Origin of the sequence: Paenibacillus tengchongensis (assembly GCF_008973665.1) — a bacterium.
GTDB classification, from domain to species: domain Bacteria; phylum Bacillota; class Bacilli; order Paenibacillales; family Paenibacillaceae; genus Paenibacillus_AQ; species Paenibacillus_AQ tengchongensis.
The window spans coordinates 1-19,842 of sequence record NZ_WACP01000003.1; the positions used below are offsets into that span (position 1 = coordinate 1).

A 19,842-nucleotide genomic window follows, 5' to 3' on the forward strand; every position below is an offset into this window, starting at 1 on the left:
TGGACAACGTGCCTACCTTCTTACAATAGAGTTTTTTCTATTTATGGACAGTTAATTTATACCATTTGGCTAATGTCAGCTTTTATGCAACGCTAGTGGTGATTATCGAATTAGGTGACTTGAAATCAGGATAATGGCTAAATTAGATTGCGAAAATCCAACTAGATGAAACAAACTATTGAATTATTCATCTTATAGCGATTACTAACCGGAATAATTTGAGGCTACGCCAACAGGCGGAGCCTCTTCGTATAATAATGCCTTTCGGCAGACACCAGAAAGTGAAAATGCGCTATTCGACATTTTTTTTGTCAACATACTTGAAATCGCTCACAAAGAGTCATATAATGAACTCATCGAAACGATTCGAATAGCCGGAGAGACTTCACAACAAGCACAGTCACCTTTATGCTTTATCTATGAAGAATAATGTCGAAATACTGTTTCATTCCTCCATAATATGGTTACTGAGTACTGTGGAGTCTGTGAAAAAGCCGCAATCTTCCTAGAAAGCAGAGAATTTTTTTTCGAAATAAATCGAAACGTTTCGATGTAAGGGCTTTATTTATGATTTTCTAATGAATGGCTTACACTAAAACAGGGGTGAAAAGACAATGAAGAAAAAAACCGGAATCACTGTGCTGTCTACGCTGCTGGGCTTCTCTGTAATTGTGGCAGGCTGCGGCAATTCGAACGAAGGGGCAGACGGAGGCGATACGAAGACGCTGAAGGTCTGGTTCATGGGTACATCGGATACAGTCGACCCGATCGCCAAAATGTATGAGGAGCAAAATCCGGGAATCAAAGTGGATGTGCAGGCGATTCCCTGGGATTCCGCCCATGATAAGCTGCTGACTGCAGTGGCTTCCAAGGACGGCCCTGATGTGGTGCAGATGGGCACTACCTGGATCCCCGAATTTGCGGCGGCAGGCGCGCTGATGGATCTGGCGCCGTACATTGAACAATATCCGGAGCTTCAGCCGGACAACTTCTTTGAAGGAGCCGTTCAGACGACGCAATATGAAGGCAAGACCGTAGGTATTCCATTCTACGTTGAGACGCGTGCCATGTTCTACCGTACCGATCTGCTGGCTGAGGTCGGCTATCCGGAAGGTCCCAAGACCTGGGACGAACTGAAGGATGCCAGCCGCAAGCTGGTCGAGAAAGGCGGCGCCGGTCATTACGCCCTGCCGGTTGAAGGCAAGGACTCGATCTTCCCGGCCATCTTCGCCTGGCAGAACGGCAGCGAGCTGATCGACGAGAACCGCCAGCCGCAGTACAATCAGCCTGCTTATGTTGAAATGGTTGAATACTTGAAGAGCTTCTACGACGAAGGACTGTCGCCGCTCGGTACCGACCTCGACACCGTGTCGGCGTTTAAAGAAGGCACAATGGGCATGTTCATCAGCGGTCCGTGGATGATTCAGACCGTGAAGGACAAGGCTCCGGAAATCGACGGCAAATGGGCGGTAACTACGCTGCCGGCCAAGGAAACGAATGTCTCCTCCATCGGCGGATCGAATATGTCGATCTTCAGCTACACGAAGAATGCGGATGAAGCGGCGAAATTCCTCTCTTTCATGGCAAGCCAGGAAGCGCAGCTGAAATACTATGAAACCTCCAATTCCATGCCTGCCCTGAAGGCGGCCTGGGAGAATGAAGCCCTGTCCGATCCGATGATCGCGGCCTTCGGCAAGCAGCTGGAAACTACGCGTCCGGCGCCGATGGTGAAGGAATACGAAGAAATCGCCCAGGCCGCTATGGCCAGCTTCGAACAGATTACGGTCGGCGGTGCAGATATTCAGAGCGAACTGGATAAGCTGAACGAGAAGGCGAACGATCTGCTCGGCAACAACTAAGCAAGGGTGCAGGAGAGAGCCGGAATCTTCCATATGAACTGGGGTTCCGGCCTGCTCCGGTTACTCTGCCGGGCATATGCCGGAGTAATGTGAAGGGATGTGAGGAAAGTGAATACATTGCTGAAGCAATGGAACAAGCATAAAATGCCGTATTTGTTTATCGCGCCGGCCGTTATCCTGCTGACTTTGTTTTCAATCATACCGATTTTTATCGCGCTGGTGATCAGCTTTACGGATATGGATCTGGTCGGGCTGGCGGATTACTCCAATATCAGCGGCGTCGGCTTTGCGAATTATGTGGATATTTTCAAAGACCCCGTGTTCCTGAAATCGATGTACAACACGGTTATTTACGTGGTCATCGGGGTGCCGATGGTCGTCGTGGCCTCCATGGGCGTCGCTCTACTCCTGAATTACGGGACAGGCTGGCTCTTCAAAAGCTTCCGCGTCATCTATTACATGCCGTCCATCACGAATATCGTCGCTGTGGCGGTAGTATGGGGCTATCTTTATAACGGAACCTACGGGTTGTTCAATCATATGCTTTCCTGGTTCGGACTGCCTGCACAGCAGTGGCTCCAGGACCCGGCTCTCGCTAAGTTCTCGCTGATTCTGATGGCGTTCTGGAAGGCGATCGGACTCAACATGATTATTTTCCTGGCGGCGCTGCAGGGCATTCCGCGCACTTATTATGAGGCGGCGGAGATTGACGGGGCCACCGGCTGGAAGAAGCTGCGGTATATAACGGTGCCGCTGCTCGGATTCGCTACTTTCTTTGTGACCATTACGACCTTGATCGGCTGGATTCAGTTCTTCGAAGAACCTTTGGTGATGACCAAGGGCGGTCCGCTCAATGCGACGATGTCCATGGCGCTCTTTATTTACAATAACGGGTTCCAGCTCAGCAAGTTCGGTTATGCGGCCAGCGGTTCGTTCGTGCTCTTCGTCATCATTATCATTGCGACAGTCATCCAATTCGCGGTCAAAAAGAAAGAAGTGGAATATTAATCCGGCGCTGCCGGCGTTTCTCGCAAGAAGGAGGGAACTAGAATGGCTTTTCGTGTCAAAACGATGGAAAAATGGCTGATGGCAGCGCTGCTGATCTTCGGAGGCCTCTTGATGATGGTGCCTTTTATCTGGATGATCGGCTCCTCATTCAAGCCGGAAAATGAATTTACCGTGATTCCGCCGGCATTGTTTCCGCAGAATCCGACGCTCGATAACTATAGAGATCTGTTTACAAAAATGGACTTTCTGGTCTATTTGAAAAATACGCTGATTATCGTCTTCTTCTCCTTTGTCGGCATGTTTCTCAATGCAATGGCCGGCTATGCCTTCGCCAAATTTGAGTTTCCGGGCAAAAACAAGTTTTTCTTCCTGATTCTCGCCACGATGATGATTCCCGGACAGGTGACCATGATTCCGACCTATCTGATCATCAACAAGCTGGGTTTGGTCAATACCATGGGGGGGATTGTGCTTCCCGGACTGGTCGGGGCCTTCGGGATTTTCCTGTTCCGGCAGTTCATGTCCACCATACCGTATGATCTGCTTGAAGCAGCCCGGCTTGACGGCGCTGGCGAGCTGCGGATTTTCTTTCAGCTGATGGTTCCGGTAGTGAAGCCGGTATTCGCCGTCCAGGGGATTCTGGCATTTATCGGAGCTTGGAACAGCTTTCTGTGGCCGCTTATTATCGCCAATGATGAGAAGCTCTATACCCTGTCGGTGGGCCTCTCGCTGCTCAAGGGGCAGTACGGTACGGAATACGGGCTGCAAATGGCCGGAGCCGCCTTTATGGTCGTGCCGATCATTATTATATTTATCTTCTTCCAGAAGCATATCATAGAAGGATATACGATCTCGGGCATGAAATAATATAAGGACACACCTGCGAAGGTCTTATACGAAAGGTTGAACAGCATGGCAACGATAAAAGATGTAGCAAAGCTGGCGGGAGTCGCGCTCTCGACGGCCTCCTATGCGATGAACGGCGACAGCAAGGTCAGTGCGAAGACAAGGGCCAAGGTGCTGGAAGCGGCCCGGACGCTCAATTATCAGAAGAACGGCTTTGCCATGGATCTTAAGCGCAGCCGCACCAACACAATCGCCCTGATCCTGACTGATCTGTCGGGCCCCTATTATTCGGAGCTGATCCGCAGCATTCAGGATGTCGCGCTGTCCAATAATTATGATCTGATCGCCTGCAGCTCCATGGGCGGCAAGGAGTCGACGGCGGTCCGGTTCATGCTTGAGAAAAGAGTGGACGGCGCCATTGTTCTGGCCCAGAATATTTCGGATGAAATTCTCCAGGCTTCGGCGGGCAGCCGCTTCCCGATTGTGGTGATGGACCGGCTGCTTTCCGGATCAGGGCTCACCAGCGTCGTTGTGGACGGCGAGCAGGGCGGTTATACCGCCACGCGTTACTTGATCGAGAAGGGGCATCGTTCCATTGCCTACATCAGCGGTCCGGCCAATTCGTATGACAATGCCTTGCGGTATCAGGGATTTCTGCGGGCGATGCAGGAAGCGGGACTGGAGGAGAAGCCGAAATGGCGGCTCAGCGGCGGCTTCGTCCGCGACGGCGGCCATAAAGCGACCAAGATGATGCTCATGCAGGGGGATTTACCAACGGCGGTCTTCTACGGTAATGATGAAATGGCCATCGGCGGACTGAAGGCGCTGGAAGAGGCGGGCGTATCGGTGCCTGGCGATTTGTCGGTCATCGGATTCGACGATATCCAGTTAGCCGAGTACATCCAGCCTGCGCTTACGACCATCCGGCAGCCGATGTATGAATCGGGCTCGCTGGCCGGGCATCTGCTGTTCCAGATGCTTAACGGGGATAGCGTCAATGACATTTATAAGTTAAAAATCGAGCTGATCGACCGGAAATCGGTGATAGCCCATACCTGATTAAGCAGGGATGGGGCCGATCCGGCCGCAGGCTGCTGGAGGTCCGGACCGTACCTATGGCCGGACCGGCAGGATCACCATAGGCTTGCCGCAGCCAATCCTCAACATAACGTGTACTTGGCGGAGTGACGTATGGAGTTGCCCGGGGAAGATTACATGCTTTGCATATGCTGGAGATATGAGCGCATCGCACTAAACGGGGCTTATCCATACGTTTTGAGTGAAACGTTTATGAAAAATACGATATACAAACCTAAATATTCCTTTAGAATAAACAAAAATATTAATAGAAACGTTTCGAAATAGGAGGGAGCGGAGAACGATGAATCGCAATGTAGCTGTAGAGAATCAGGCATCTCTTGAGAATGAACCACTGTACCGGAAGTATATACAACCTATGACCTTGGAAGAAAAAGCGGCGCAGCTGCTTCAGCTGGCAGCCCCTTTTTATGATAAGCCCGGCGGTCATTCCGAGATTACCGGACCGATGGAGGAGCTTGGCATCGGCGGCGAGACTGTACAGAATGCGGGCTCAGTGCTCGGCATCTCCGGCGCCGAGAAGATGATCGCTGTACAGAAAGCGCATCTTGAGAATAATAAACTGGGAATTCCGTTATTATTCACGGCTGACATCGTGCACGGGTTCAAGACGATCTTCCCGATTCCGCTGGGCATCGGCTGCTCCTGGAATCCGGAGCTGGCCTCACGCAGCGCGGAGGTAGCCGCACATGAAGCAGCGGTTTCAGGCATTCATGTTACCTTCGCCCCGATGGTCGATCTGGTGCGCGATCCGCGCTGGGGACGGGTAATGGAATCTACAGGGGAAGATCCCTATTTGAATTCGGTCTTCGCCCGAGCCTTTGTCGAAGGCTTCCAGGGTGAAGATCTGACCGGCGACGTGTCGCGGGTAGCCGCTTGTGTGAAGCATTTCGCCGCTTACGGGCTGGCGGAAGGCGGCCGGGATTACAACACGGTCGACCTGTCGGAACGCCAGCTGCGCGAATACTATTTGCCGGCCTACAAAGCGGCGGTAGACGCCGGCGCCGAGATGGTAATGACCTCCTTCAACACTGTAGAGGGCATGCCGGCTACCGGGAATCGCAAGCTGCTGCGCAGCCTGCTGCGGGAGGAATGGGGCTTTGACGGCGTCGTGATCTCCGACTGGGCGGCGATCAAGGAGATTGTGGCCCACGGGGCGGCCGAAGACGATAAGGAAGCGGCGCTCAAGGCGATGATGAGCGGCGTTGACATCGATATGATGACGGCAAGCTATATCAACCACCTGCCGGAGCTGGTGCGTGAAGGCAAGGTGGAGGAACGGCTGCTGGACGAAGCCGTGCTGCGTATCCTGAAGCTTAAGGAGAAGCTGGGCCTGTTCGAGAACCCGCTGCGCGGCGCCGATCCGGCGGCCGAAGCGGAAATCATGCGCTGCACGGAGCACCGTGAGGTCGCCAGGCAGCTGGCTGAGCAGTCCGCCGTTCTGCTTAAGAACGAAGGTGTGCTGCCGCTGCGGCAAGGGCAGAAGATTGCGCTGATCGGCCCGTTTGCGGACAGCGGCGATATCCTCGGCTGGTGGTCCTGGCTGGGCGATACCGAGACGGCAGTGAAGCTGGGCGGAGCGATGCAGCAGCTCGCGGCCGATCCCGGCGATATCGTGATCGCTGAAGGCAGCGGCATCGAGAGCATCAGCGTAGCGCAGAAGGATGGGGCGCTGCAGGCGGCGCAGGACGCCGATGTAATCGTGCTGGCCCTGGGCGAAGCCTCCTATATGAGCGGCGAAGCCGGCTGCCGCAGCGATATCCGTCTGCCGGAAGCGCAGCTGGAGCTGGTCCGCCTGATGAAGGAGACGGGCAAGCCGCTGGCGGTGGTGCTGTTCAACGGCCGGCCGCTTGACCTGCACGGCGTGTATGACGCCGCAGATGCTGTGCTGGAGGCCTGGTATCCGGGAAGCGAAGGTGGCGAAGCCTTGGCGAACCTGCTGTATGGCCGGAGCAATCCGTCCGGACGGCTCAGCATGTCCTTCCCTTACTCCGTGGGACAGGTACCGGTTTATTACAACCATTACAGCACCGGCCGGCCCTTCTCGGCTGCCGAGAAGGAGAAGGGTAACCGCTACATTTCGAAATACCTGGATATTCCGAATGATCCGCTGCTGCCGTTCGGCTTTGGACTCAGCTACACCAGCTATCAGTATGAAGGCCTGCAGCTCTCGACCCATGAGATGACCGCCGGCGGGGAGCTGGAAGTGAAGGTCACAGTAACGAATACCGGCAGCATGACCGGAACCGAAACGGTCCAGCTGTATGTGCGCGATGTGGCCGGCGAGGTGGTCCGGCCGGTTAAGGAGCTTAAAGCGTTCCGGCAGGTTACCCTCGCTCCCGGAGAGAGCCGCGAGGTCGCATTGACTCTGACGGAAGAGCAGCTGCGCTATCATCACAGCGATCTGTCGCTCAGCAGTGACCCGGGCCGGTTCCGGCTCTTCGCCGGAAGCAGCAGCAGAGATGTGCTGGAAGCCGAGTTCCGTCTGGTGTAATTCCGGCAGTGGAATGGAACGAATAAAGAACATAAATAATGCGGGAACTACCCGCTGCTGATAAGGAAGTGAGAAGAATGACAACTGTATCAGGCACCAAGCTGTCACTTCAACAAGGCGGAACAGCGTTTACGTTTCTGCCGGGCGGGGATCTGTATCAGGCGGTCTCCGGCCAGATGATGATCAACCAGCTGCTCTCCAGCGCCGTAGACGGCGCCGCCGGCAATATTTATCTCCGCGTGCATACACCGGAAGGCATTCATCCGTTTCCGCTGCTCGGCGTGAAATCGGGCAGCCGCTTCGGCCGGGCGGGCGACGCTCTGGTATGGGAAGGAGCCATTGCCGCCGCTGCTGTGCCGGGACTGAAGGAAGCTGTTCATTACAAGGTGGTATTCACCTTAACAGAACACGATGTATGGTTCTGGGATGTGACGATTGCGGGCAGCGGAGCCCGGGTAGACCTCGTCTATGCCCAGGATGTCGGCATCGCCGCTCCCGGTGCGGTTACAAGCAATGAAGCTTACTTATCGCAATATATCGATCATACCGTATTCGGCAGCGGGGAGACCGGGTATACCGTCTGCTCGCGCCAGAACCAGCCGCAGGGCGGGAAATTCCCTTACCTGCAGCAGGGGCTGCTCGGCGGCGCCGTGTCCTATTCCACTGACGGCTTTCAGTTCTTCGGCCTGAGCTATAAGGAAACCGACAAGCCGGAGGCCTTGTACCGCGAACGTCTGGCCGCTGAAATCTACCAATATGAATTTGCTTATGTGGCTTTGCAGTCGCCTGTAACAGAGCTCGGCGGAGAGGTAAGCTTCACGTTCTACGGACTGTTACGCGAAGATCATCCGGCAGCGGTAACGGAGCTGGAGTTCGCAGATCTTGTGCGTACCGCGAGAGAGCAGGCCGTAAATAGCGCGGCAGCACCGACTGCGGCTGACTGGCAGGCGCCGGTTACGCGCTCGCGGAAGCTGGGTGAGCCGCTTGAGACCCTGCCGCTGACGGAAGAGGAGCTGACGGAGCTGTTCCCGGTGAAGCGCCAGGAAGAGCGGGAGGAGGGCAAGCTGCTCTCCTTCTTCACCGACACCTATGAGCATGTAGTGCTGAAGGAGAAGGAGCTGCGGGTCGAACGGCCGCACGGCCATATTCTGATGAGCGGGGACAATGCGCGGCTGAATCCGGAAGTGATGACAACCACCTCTTATATGTACGGAATCTTCAACTCGCAGGTGGTTGTCGGGAATACCAATTTCAATAAAATGATCTCCAACAGCCGCAATGCGCTGAATGTCTTCAAGACCTCCGGCCAGCGGATTTATGTGGAGAAGGATGGCCTGTACCGTCTGTTGACAATGCCCTCGCTGTTCGAGATCGGGCTGAATTATGCCCGCTGGTATTATAAAACAGCCGATGATACGCTGATCATCACCAACTATACCCGCTGCGATGCACCGGAGATCAAGCTGGAGGTGCGTTCGGCAGGCGGCTTTGCCTACCGCTTCCTTGTCAGCCAGCAGATTACGATGAATGTGGCGGAATATGAGCTGCCTTACCGGCTCACACAGGAATCCGGCGCCCTTGTCTTCCGTGCAGATGGCGGCATCAGCTCCGGCGTGTATCCGGAGCTTGCCTACCGGCTGCTGCCCGAAGGCGCGGATTACCGGACCGGGGATGAAACACTGCTCAGTGAAGGCGCTGCTCCGGGCAGCGCTGCGCTGACCGTATTGGAGCTTGAAGCCAGCAGCGCCTGGAGCATTACGTTCCAGGGCCTGCTGGACGGCAAGCCGCGTCCGGCCGGTGAGGCATCGTTTGAGCAGGAGACCGCACGCTACAGGGAATTTTTGTCCGGCGTCATGAACGGCTTCAAGCTGACCCGCACCGGCGGGGACGAAGCGGAGCTGTTCAAGGTGAACGCGCTCGCCTGGTGGTACACCCACAACATGCTGGTCCATTATTCTGTACCGCACGGGCTTGAACAGTACGGCGGCGCAGCCTGGGGGACGCGCGATGTGTGCCAGGGGCCGGTGGAATATTTTCTCGCCACCCATAAATATGACCAGGTCCGCGAGATTCTGCTGACGGTATTTGCCCATCAGTATGAGGAAGACGGGAGCTGGCCGCAATGGTTTATGTTCGACCAGTATGCGTCCATCCAGCAGGAGGAGAGCCATGGCGACATTATCGTCTGGCCGCTGAAGGTGCTGGGCGATTATTTACGGGCCACCCGCGATTACGGGATTCTGGACGAGAAAGTGCCGTACACACGCAAGCATGGCTTCCAGTTTACGGAAGAGACGGCTACAGTGCGGGAGCATGCGCGCAAGGAGCTGGAATATATCCGTACGCATTTTTTGCACGGCACATTCCTCTCCTCCTACGGCGACGGAGACTGGGATGACACCCTGCAGCCTGCCAATAGCCAGCTGAAGCAGTATATGGTCAGCAGCTGGACTGTGGCTTTGACTTACCAGGCGGTGCTCGGCCTGGCGCGCGTGCTTGAGGAAAGCGAAGCCTCCTGGTCGGAGGAGCTGAACGGAATGGCGGAAGGCATCCGCTCCGATTTCAACCGTTATCTCCTCGGTACAGATGTGATCCCCGGCTTCATGTACTTTGAGGATCCGGCACAGCCGCGGCTGATGCTGCATCCGGAAGATGAGGAGACCGGGATTAAGTACCGCCTGCTGCCGATGACGCGCAGCATGATCGCCGAGCTGCTCACACCGGAGCAGATGGAGGAGCATTACCGGCTGATTCAGGAGCAGTTCCTTTGCCCGGACGGCGTGCGGCTGATGAACCATCCGGCGCAGTATGCCGGCGGTGTCAGCATGCACTTCAAGCGGGCGGAGCAGGCGGCGAACTTCGGGCGGGAAATCGGGTTGCAATATGTGCATGCCCACATCCGCTTCGTGGAGGCGATGGCCAAGACCGGCAAGCGGGACCAGGTCTGGAAGGGCCTCCTGACGATCAATCCGGTCGGCATCCGCGACGCCGTGCCGAACGCCGAGCTGCGGCAGAGCAACGCCTATTTCAGCAGCTCGGACGGCAAGTTCGCCACGCGGTACGAGGCGGACCGCCGCTTCGGCGAGCTGCGCGAAGGCAAGGTTCCGGTCAAGGGCGGCTGGAGAATCTATTCCAGTGGTCCCGGAATCTATATGAACCAGCTGATTTCCAATGTGCTGGGCATCCGCGAAGACAGCGGCGATCTCGTCATTGATCCGGTGCTGCCGGCGGAAATGGACGGCACGGTATTCCGGTTCGAATACGGCGGCCTGCCGGTGAAATTTATCTATCACTGCGGCGGCGAACATCTCCAAAGCGTGAAGGTGAATGGAGCTGAAGCAGAGGCAGAGCGGCTGGTCAATCCGTACCGGATAGGCGGCCTGCGGATCAAACGCGCGGAAATTGACCGTCTGCGCACGGAAGAGCCTTTGACGATTGACATTTATATGTAAGTATAATGGACAGACTAAAAACGGACTCGGGTACCGCCTCAGGCGGGAACCGGGTCCGTTGCTGTTTCTGCAGGAAATGGTTAAGTTCTGCGCTTAAAAACAATATGATCAATCGGCGTATTCACCAGCAGGGTGAGCTGACCGGCCATAAAGTCCGCCGAATATTTAAACCGGCTTTCCGCCCAGTACATAATGACGCCGACCGTGGCGGAGGTCTGATAGCTCAGAATAATCTCGTAGTCCAGCTGCGGCGCCCCCGGCTTCATCTCGATATGCATGTCCTCCTGCATCGAGTGGCGGAAGGTCTGCAGCAGATCGGCCCTCAGTTTCTCGCGGCTGACCGACAGCAGCGCCAGGAAAACGTCCTTGTGCGTCTCAATATGCCGGAATAATTCGTGTATCGACGGTGCAATCATTGCCGCATCGACCTGCTGCAGTCCCGAGTAGGGCTGTACCAGCGCTTCCGATATATGCAGCAGAAAGTCATCGTGAATTTCACGCAGCAAGTCCTCTTTATCGATAAAATGCTTGTAAAACGTCCCCCGGTTATAATCCGCACGCTCTGCGATGTCGAGTATGGTCACTGCGTCGTAATCTTTTTCCAGAATCAGTTCAATAAAAGCGGTCTTCAAGGCCAGCCTGGTTCTGCGCGTTCTGCGGTTTGTCTGTTCTTCCGGCATCATTGCCATCTGCCCCCATGTCCACAATCTAATATAAGTATAACCATGAACCGCCATAAAGAAATAAAGGATTTCTATTGTCTGTGATATATGTTACTGCATAATAAAATCAACATTTAAGTATTGAGTGTGCAAAATGAGCACAACCTGAACACATTGGGCTCCGGTCTGTCGGTTAAGCAACATTAGCTGCAAACCTGATTATTGTCACGACAAGTATAGAGGTGTAAGCTAGTTTATGTAAAGGCACTATACGATAGTAAGTTACATTTAAGCACCTACTATACAAACGAAGGATGGGATAATCATGAGTCAAACACAAGTCAAAACTGCTGTAATCACAGGCGCTGCCGGAGGCATCGGCAAGGAGCTGGCCCGCCGCCTGGCCGCACGTAAACTGAATCTCGTATTGGTCGATTTGAAGGAGGACGCCATCAAGCAGGTGATGGCTGAGCTTGGACTGGACGAGTCCCATGCGCTGGCGGTTGCAGCCGATGTTTCGAAGGAAGAAGATGTACAGAATTATGTAAATAAAGCAGTGGAACGATTCGGCACAATCGATTACTTTGCCAATAATGCAGGTATCGAAGGCCCATCCGCACCCATTGACGAAATGGCGGTCAAAGCGCTGGATCAGGTCTACAATGTCAATGTACGAGGCGTGTTTCTCGGTCTGCACTATGTGATCCCGGTGATGAAAGCCCAGAAATCCGGCGCGATTCTCAACACTTCCTCGCTGGCCGGACTGATGGGTGCACCCGGCATGTCCCCTTACATCATGTCCAAGCATGCGGTTATCGGCTTGACCCGCGTGGCGGCCAACGAGCTTGCGCCGTTGGGCATCCGCGTCAACGCCGTTCTTCCCGGCACGATCAACACGCAGATGATGCGCAAGATCGAGAACAATTTCGGCAATGCCGCAGAGTATAAGAAAGTGAACGAAGCGGCGACCCCGATGGGCCGTTACGGTGAGCCGGAAGAGGTGGCTGCGGTCATGAACTTCCTGCTTTCCGAGGAAGCATCGTTTGTGACGGCTTCCCTGTACACCGTGGACGGCGGTATGGTCGGACAATAAACAACCGCACAGGGGAGATAAGAGGGGCCGGGGCTGCACTTATGCAGCCCCGGCCCCTTATTTTGTTTTCAGCCAAATAGATTCAAGCTCATTGCTTCCCGCACCTCCAGCATTGTCTCCCGGGCGAGGGAGCGGGTGCGCTGCGTACCGTCCATAACAATGTCATTTACCAGCTGCTGACGCTCTGTATAGTAGGCCCGGCGCTCGCGCATCGGTGATATTAACTGCTCCAGTGCGGCGGTAATGCGCTCCTTGCAAGCAGTGCAGCTGATGGTCCCGCGTTCACAGCCTTCGCGGATTTCCGGCGCTTCAGCGGAGATGAAGGCCTGGTGATAAGCATAGATGGGGCAGATCTCCGGATGGCCGGGATCATGCTTGCGGATGCGGGCGGGATCGGTCTTTGCCTTTCTAATCTTGAAGACGATTTCTTCCGCGCTGGCATCCAGCGTGATCGTATTGCCCAGGCTCTTGCTCATTTTAGCGCTGCCGTCGGTGCCGATGAGCCGCGGCGTTTCGCTGACCAGCGCTTTGGGCTCGACCAGCACCGGCCGGTACAGCTCGTTGAAGCGGCGGACGATTTTACGGGCCAACTCCAAATGAGGCAGCTGGTCCTCGCCGACAGGCACCAGCGTAGCCTTGCAGAAGGCAATGTCGGCCGCCTGGCTTACCGGATAACCGAGGAAGCCGTAGTACAGCTCATCCAGGCTGCTGTTTTTGGACTCCGCTTTGACGGTCGGGTTGTGGCGCAGCATATTGACCGTGACAAACATCGAGAAATACATCGTCAATTCGGCGATCTCCGGAATTAGGGACTGCACATAGATCGTTGTTTTTTCCGGTTTGAGGCCTGCGGCCAAATAATCAAGCACAATGTCACGCGCATGATCCCGGATGACTTCCGGACGGTCAAAATGGGTGGTCAGCGCCTGCACGTCGGCCAGAAAGACAAAGGATTCATACTGCTCCTGCAGCGCTACGCGGTTCTTCAGACTTCCGGCGTAATGGCCAAGGTGGAGTTTGCCGGTCACCCGGTCTCCTGTTAATACACGTTCTTGCATCATAGAAATTCCTCCTAGAAAATAATGGTTGATAAATGTGGTTCAGTTCCGAATCATTCTGCATTGAACAGAAGCGCCACCAGCCATCCTCCACGGCCATCACCCCCTTTCAGGCAATAAAAAAAACTCCGTCCCCTTAAGGACGAAGTTAACTTCGCTGTGCCACCTTAAACAACCGTACAGCCCGGATAAACGGGATGCAGCGGCCTGTGCTGTAACGGTGCGGAGAACCATGAGCTTCCGGTCTCGATACCGCTCCCGTGATAACGGCGGGAAGCCCGGCATTCTCCTACTGCAGCCTATCCGGCGGTTCGGAGAAGCAACTCCAAAGTCCATTCACGCAAATGCCGGACACCGGTTCACACCAACCACCGGCTCTCTGCAAGTCCCGCCGCATTCGGCTACTTACTCTTTGTCAACGTTGTTCCAAATATAGGGTTTATATTACTGCAATCTGCAATAAAATTCAACCACATAGATTTTATAGACGGCGTTTCAAGGAAAAGGTTGTATTTTTTACGAAAAAATTTATTATCAATCCTGTTAATTAAAAAGAAGGATTATCCAGAATTCTGTCGAATTTAATAAATACATAGATAATAAATACCAATATATGTTTGTTTTCTGAAGCGCCAGCTGATGAACAAAGGCAACTCCGCCGAAAGGCGGAAGACGCAAAGCCACCGGTCTAACCCGCAAGGATCTGCAGCGGTATGACAGCGGGGTTACTCATGTAGTTTGGTTTTTTGTTGTCTAAATACAACAGAGGAGAATTGCAACTATGCTGGATTACGTTATCTGTCCGCTCAGGCGGAGCGTTCGGCCTATTTCCGGGACGTAGCTTATCGGCAGTATGCGGCTGAAGAAGCCGTGCTGTGTCTTTTCCTGAAAACACCTTTGAATGATTCTGAAAAATATTGAACAGGAGTGTAATATCCCATGATCGCAGAAACGAAAATGTATCCCGAACATAATACCATTTTTATCAGCTTGCACGGTTTCGCCGACCTGGCGGAAACCATCAAAGAAGTGGATATTTTTGAAGCTTCGCTTCCGACCTTGCCGATTAAGGATATGTCGCTGATTATCGACTGCACCGATATGGCGGCCTTCAAGCCGGATATTCTGCCGGTGCTGGAGCGCTGCTATGTCATGTATAACGGCTTCAAGCATTGCGTGCTTGTAAATCCGGTCAAGGTTGTGGCCAAATCACAGCTGCAGCGGGTAGGACCTAAAGCGGAATTCCAGGGGCATTTTGTAGATACAGTGGACGAAGCCTGGGCTATCGTCAAAGGATAAAGTTCGAGTGCATATGAACATACCATGCAGATAAAGGGTGGTCTTTAATGGCGAATGTAAAAATAATCGGCACTGAAGTGTACCATCCGGCGCTTGCGGTCAGCAATGAGGAGCTGGCAGAGCTGGCTGGTGAGAATGCCGGCAAGCTGATCGGAATTTGGGAGTTTTTTGGCCGCAAGAACCGGTACTATGCCAATGATTACGAAGAAAGCACGCTCTATATGGCCATTCAGGCCGCCAAAGCCCTCCTGGCCGGCTGCGGACTGCAGGGCAGCGATCTCGATATGATCGTCTTCTCCTCAGGGACCCACGACTTCTCTGCGCCGACGGATGCGGCTCTGCTGCACCAGGCGATTGAGGGCAAGGACAGCTGCATTGTCTATGACAGCAACGCGAATTGCGTAGGCATGGTGGTTGCCGCCGATCAGGCCGCCCGTTCGATGATGACGAACCCGCGCGTGAAATACACGCTGGTGGTCGGCTCCGAGCAGATTGCCCGGTTCTATAAAGAGAGCGACCTGGCATCCAAGGGTCTGTGCGGGGACGCCGCGTGTGCGGTATTGCTGGAGCGCGTGGAGGAGGAAGGTACAGGATTCATTGATTCCTTGTATTATACCAATACGCAGAAAGCGGAAGATATGCTGTATCCGGCAGGCGGAATGACCCGGATGTTCGATACGGACATTCCAATGGAAGACAAGAGAATCTATCTCCATCCCGAGTATAATGTCAACGTCGCTTTCCCGACGGCGGTGTCCAATATTGAACAGCTTCTGCAGGAGCAAGGTCTTGTGAAGCAGGATGTGAAGCATTATATCCTGAGCCAGCTCAACCTGAGTGTGATCAAGGATATCGCGGCACAGCTGGGAGAGGATATGACTAAGTTTCCTTATATCGGCGATATTTACGGATATACAGGCACGAGCAGTCCGTTCATTACGCTTCATCATGCCATGAAGGACGGCACCCTGGTTCCGGGCGACCGCTTCTTCCTGTGGTCGGTAGGTGCAGGGATTACTTCCTGTGCAACACTGTGGCGGCTTTAACCGCCGGATGGTTATAGATTTTCACGTTTATTAAACAAGCCTGCGCATTTGCGCAGGCTTGTTAGCGTTCAAACATACTATGTTTCAGGCTGTCTGCCTGTGCCGGCAAAGCTAGCCTTGGCCGCCGGGATTAATGTGAACTCTGCCGCTGCTGCGCACGGATTGCCAGCCACAGGGAAGCAATCAGGATCAGTTCAAGCACATTGGTGGCCGCCGAGCTTTCCAGCGGTACCGGTATCGCGCTGCCGGCCAGCATGATGAGCGTACCCCAGAAGAGCAGGGAAGTGACCTTCCGCTTCCAAAGCACAACACCGGCTGTAAAAAGCGGGATCATGATTAGAATGACCAACAACGAAGGCCCGGAAGTCTCCTCGGCAGGCACATAGCGCAGTGCACCGTATTCAAGCACCGGCCGAAGCTGAAGGGAGAAGGTATGCGTCGCCAGTTCCATGATGATGAGACCGGCCGTGAACAGCCAGGCTGCCCCCCGTGCCGCTGTGGTCGCGGCCCAGGGACTGCCCGTACGCCGGATCAAATCATAGCTGACCAGGACGAGCAGCGGCGTACAGAAGGCGTGCAGCCAATACCGCGCCAGGTTCAATGACTCCAGCAGGTCCCCTTCCCCGATGGTTGTTCCCGCAGCCATAACCCCGTTATCCCAGACCAGCGCCGCGGTTACGGCAAGCAGGCTATAGCAGGCCGACCGTATCGAATCCCCGAGGAATAAAGTTAGTCCGTACATCAGCAGCCCCAGATACAATAACGTGATTATGAAATATATCCATGTGTCCATGTGTGGTGTCTCCTCTCGTTGTCAAGGTCCCAGGCCGCGTTCGCAGGCTGCCCGGCATGGCCGGATTTCACTTGTCATTTAAGTACCCGCATTCATACGGCGCTACACAAATTCAATCCGCGATCCCTATGGCGATGACCGGGCGGTGAGAGCCAGCATGACGAGTACCGGCTTTCTAACTAATTGACAAAATAATGATCTGGACATAAGTGTTCCTTCCTCTCCTTTCAGATTCATTACCTCAAATGGGGCTGCGGGCAATCACCATAACCATAATCGTTATCGTTGCCACGGCAGGGAAGGGATTGTGGCCCGGTCCGGCGAACGTTTATGTCAATGTTAGCTAATTCGGAAGGAGTAGGTATATGATGCTGGAACGTTCGATGGAGAACATCATGGAAGCTGCTGTGAAAGGGGGTGAGGCTTAACCAAAACAACAAAGGGGAAATGAAAATGAATATGAACGAATCAAGCGGAACCGTACATTGCGGCGGTTATAAATTTAACTACTATAGACGGGGCAGCGGCATCCCGGTTCTGGTCATCGGCAGCAGCATTTATTATCCACGGCTGTTTCCGGGTGAACGCTATGCCGGCTGTGAACTGATCTTTCTGGACCACCGGGGATTCGTTCAGCCGCTGCAGCCTGATGCACCGGAGCTGAAAGGGCTCGACCCGATTCTTGAAGATATGGAATGTGCCAGGCAGCAGCTGGGATTGCAGGACATGATACTGATGGGCCACTCGGGTCATGCCTTTATGGCAATGGCTTACGCGCAGAAATATCCTCAGCATGTGCAGAAGCTGGTTCTGCTCAATACGGCACCATCCAATAGCAGGGAGCGGCAGAAGCAAAGTGCCGAAGCTTTTGAGCGTAACGCAAGTCCGGAGCGCAAGAACCAGTTCATGCAGCAGATGGCGCTTCTGGAGGAGGATATCCGGCGGGAACCCGGGCGGCGTTTCGCCCACATGTGCATCCGGGCTGGCGCGCAAAGCTTTTTCGATTATACGTTTGATGCGGCGCATCACTGGGCTGGCGTACAGATGAATATGCCGGTTATCGATTTTCTGTGGGGAGAGGTCTTTGCCTCACTGGATCTGGCAGCCTCCATACGGTCGTGTGCCAAACCGGTCTTCTTGGGACTCGGCAGACATGATTATCTGGTCGGTCCGCTGTCTCTTTGGGATGACTTCGCTGACGGCACCTGTCCGCATGTACGCACAGCAGTGTTCGAGTGCAGCGGACATAATCCGATGTTCGAGGAACCGGATACGTTTGAGCGGGAGCTGATGGACTGGCTTTTTCCAAGGCAAAAATGAGGCGATTAGAAGGAGATATTGCCTGGTTTCAGTAGTAGGCTTATGCTCGGCGTTTGTTGCCGGCCAGATCGGAGAAGACACGGGATGATTGAATGTACGGTAGAAGAACGGGTATATGCTGAGAGCCCGGCTTATGGGCATTTACACTTGAATATATACACTGCAAATCCGCACACAGTGCATAACGATTCTAAAGGCCTGCCGGCCATTCTGTTTTTTCATGGCGCTGGGTTATGTCAGTATCTGTGTTGAATACCGGCCGCCCGGACTGGAGGTACTGGGGATTAAATCTATATTAAAAATAAAAAATAGTATATATCTCACGCATTAAGTTAGGTTATAATGGGCTCTAAAAAAAGAAAATGGGGATCGTCCATGAATCAAAAGAAAAATGAAACAAACCTGCTTTCGGAGAAAAAGGAGCGTTTTTCGTCCAGCGGCTTTATTCTGGCGGCCATCGGCAGCTCGGTGGGTCTCGGGAATATGTGGAAGTTTCCGTATATTACCGGAGAGAACGGCGGCGCAGCCTTCTTCCTGCTGTTTATTGTCTGCCTGGTGCTGATCGGCTTGCCTGTCCTGCTGGCTGAGCTGGCTATCGGCCGCAGCGGGCGGGGCAGTGCAGCGACTTCGTTTATTCGCGCGGGAGGCGGAAGAGGCTGGAAGGCAGCCGGGATTTTGCAGGTGATGGCTCCTTTTCTGATCCTGTCCTTTTATGTGATTGTAGCCGGCTGGACTTTATATTACGCAGTAATTGCCTTTAACGGTGAGCTGTTCAGCACTACCGATTATGCCGGGGCGTTCAGTTCCTTCAGCTCGGGGGTTCAGCCGATTGCCTGGCAGGGAGTAGCGATGCTGATTACGGCAGGCGTCGTTGTTCTCGGGGTAGCGGGCGGTATCGAAAAATTTAATAAAGTGCTGATTCCCGGACTGGTCATACTCCTTATTGTGCTGATGATCCGTGCATTAACCCTCCCCGGAGCTTCGGGGGGCGTATCCTTCTTCCTTAAGCCGGATTTCTCTGTTCTTACGGCGGAATCCGCTCTCGTTGCCTTGGGACATGCCTTCTTCTCGCTGTCGCTCGGGATGGGGATTCTGCTGACCTACGGTTCTTATGTGGATAAGCAACAATCGCTGGGCTCGGCCACCCTGGCGATTGGGGCCGGGGATCTGATCTATGCGTTCATTGCCGGACTGATTATTTTTCCGACAACCTTCTCCTTCGGGATCGCTCCCGATCAAGGGCCATCGCTGATCTTTATCGCGCTGCCGGCGGCCTTCTCGGCGATGCCCTTCGGCGGTCTGTTCGGCGGATTGTTCTTTATCCTCCTGGCGATTGCCGCTCTGACATCGGCAGTGTCTCTGCTGGAAGTTCCCGTATCCTATGCTATGGAACGCTGGAACTGGAGCCGGGCGCGCGCAGTCTGGATTTTGTCCCTCATCTGCTTTTTGGTGGGCGTACCCTCTGCAATGTCGCTCGGAACGGTCCCGGAGCTGTCCTTTGGCGGAAAAGCGCTGTTCGACTGGGTGGACTTTGTCACCTCCAACATCATGCTGCCGCTTGGCGGCCTGCTGATTACGGTTTTTGCCGGATACTTCTGGAAAGGGGCGGCCGAAGCCGCCGGACTGCAGGCCCGCTGGTTCCGGATCTGGCTGTTCATGCTCCGGTATGTTGCCCCCGTCCTGGTATTCCTGGTGCTGCTGCACACATCGGGCATCCTGTCCTTCTGATTTATACTGAAAGCCTGCAACCCTGCGGTTGCAGGCTTTCAGTATTCTCCGCTAGTCGTATAAAAACCCGGAAATGGCCGTAACCT

14 protein-coding genes and 1 riboswitch are annotated in these 19,842 nt (G+C 54.2%); of the genes, 11 read left to right on the forward strand and 3 right to left on the reverse strand.

The window, feature by feature from the left end:
- Positions 1 to 614 precede the first annotated feature (614 nt).
- From F1381_RS05730 to F1381_RS05755, 6 genes are all read left to right on the forward strand, one after another.
- On the forward strand, positions 615 to 1,859 hold the full coding sequence (locus F1381_RS05730) for a sugar ABC transporter substrate-binding protein (protein ID WP_151733880.1): 1,245 nt from the start codon (positions 615 to 617) through the stop codon (positions 1,857 to 1,859).
- A 144-nt stretch (positions 1,860 to 2,003) separates the two neighbouring features.
- Positions 2,004 to 2,867: a carbohydrate ABC transporter permease gene (locus F1381_RS05735; RefSeq protein WP_187355238.1), complete on the forward strand. Its 864-nt coding sequence runs from the start codon at positions 2,004 to 2,006 to the stop codon at positions 2,865 to 2,867.
- Positions 2,868 to 2,909: 42 nt separating this feature from the next.
- Entirely contained in the window at positions 2,910 to 3,734 is an 825-nt protein-coding gene (locus F1381_RS05740; RefSeq protein WP_151733882.1) for a carbohydrate ABC transporter permease, read from the forward strand.
- 45 nt (positions 3,735 to 3,779) lie between these two features.
- Entirely contained in the window at positions 3,780 to 4,772 is a 993-nt protein-coding gene (locus F1381_RS05745; RefSeq protein WP_151733883.1) for a LacI family DNA-binding transcriptional regulator, read from the forward strand.
- Between the two features lie 322 nt (positions 4,773 to 5,094).
- Positions 5,095 to 7,305: a glycoside hydrolase family 3 N-terminal domain-containing protein gene (locus tag F1381_RS05750; RefSeq protein WP_151733884.1), complete on the forward strand. Its 2,211-nt coding sequence runs from the start codon at positions 5,095 to 5,097 to the stop codon at positions 7,303 to 7,305.
- Positions 7,306 to 7,382: 77 nt separating this feature from the next.
- A complete protein-coding gene (locus tag F1381_RS05755) occupies positions 7,383 to 10,757 on the forward strand; it encodes a GH36-type glycosyl hydrolase domain-containing protein (protein WP_151733885.1) in 3,375 nt (1,124 codons plus the stop codon).
- An 80-nt stretch (positions 10,758 to 10,837) separates the two neighbouring features.
- Here the strand turns inward: F1381_RS05755 and F1381_RS05760 are convergent, their stop codons facing one another.
- Positions 10,838 to 11,440, reverse strand: a complete 603-nt coding sequence (locus tag F1381_RS05760; RefSeq protein ID WP_187355213.1) for a TetR/AcrR family transcriptional regulator — start codon at positions 11,438 to 11,440, stop codon at positions 10,838 to 10,840.
- 304 nt (positions 11,441 to 11,744) lie between these two features.
- On the opposite strand from F1381_RS05760, the gene F1381_RS05765 reads away from it, so the two are divergent.
- The gene (locus tag F1381_RS05765) at positions 11,745 to 12,512 is read left to right on the forward strand and encodes an SDR family NAD(P)-dependent oxidoreductase (RefSeq protein WP_151733887.1); all 768 of its coding nucleotides are present in this window, start codon (positions 11,745 to 11,747) and stop codon (positions 12,510 to 12,512) included.
- A gap of 68 nt (positions 12,513 to 12,580) precedes the next feature.
- Here F1381_RS05765 and trpS read toward each other — a convergent pair whose 3' ends face one another.
- A complete protein-coding gene (trpS, locus tag F1381_RS05770; RefSeq protein ID WP_246187919.1) occupies positions 12,581 to 13,573 on the reverse strand; it encodes a tryptophan--tRNA ligase in 993 nt (330 codons plus the stop codon).
- Between the two features lie 635 nt (positions 13,574 to 14,208).
- Positions 14,209 to 14,303: riboswitch (cyclic di-GMP riboswitch) on the forward strand.
- A 206-nt stretch (positions 14,304 to 14,509) separates the two neighbouring features.
- Between trpS and F1381_RS05775 the strand changes: the two genes are divergently transcribed.
- On the forward strand, positions 14,510 to 14,869 hold the full coding sequence (locus F1381_RS05775; RefSeq protein ID WP_151733888.1) for a hypothetical protein: 360 nt from the start codon (positions 14,510 to 14,512) through the stop codon (positions 14,867 to 14,869).
- A 47-nt stretch (positions 14,870 to 14,916) separates the two neighbouring features.
- Positions 14,917 to 15,915: a ketoacyl-ACP synthase III gene (locus F1381_RS05780; protein ID WP_151733889.1), complete on the forward strand. Its 999-nt coding sequence runs from the start codon at positions 14,917 to 14,919 to the stop codon at positions 15,913 to 15,915.
- 130 nt (positions 15,916 to 16,045) lie between these two features.
- Here the strand turns inward: F1381_RS05780 and F1381_RS05785 are convergent, their stop codons facing one another.
- A complete protein-coding gene (locus F1381_RS05785; protein WP_151733890.1) occupies positions 16,046 to 16,708 on the reverse strand; it encodes a hypothetical protein in 663 nt (220 codons plus the stop codon).
- 459 nt (positions 16,709 to 17,167) lie between these two features.
- Here F1381_RS05785 and F1381_RS05790 point away from each other — a divergent pair, with 459 nt between their 5' ends.
- On the forward strand, positions 17,168 to 18,028 hold the full coding sequence (locus F1381_RS05790; protein WP_151734221.1) for an alpha/beta fold hydrolase: 861 nt from the start codon (positions 17,168 to 17,170) through the stop codon (positions 18,026 to 18,028).
- A gap of 375 nt (positions 18,029 to 18,403) precedes the next feature.
- Positions 18,404 to 19,756 (forward strand): sodium-dependent transporter, encoded by a 1,353-nt coding sequence (locus tag F1381_RS05795; protein WP_151733891.1) that lies wholly within the window; start codon positions 18,404 to 18,406, stop codon positions 19,754 to 19,756.
- Positions 19,757 to 19,842 lie beyond the last annotated feature (86 nt).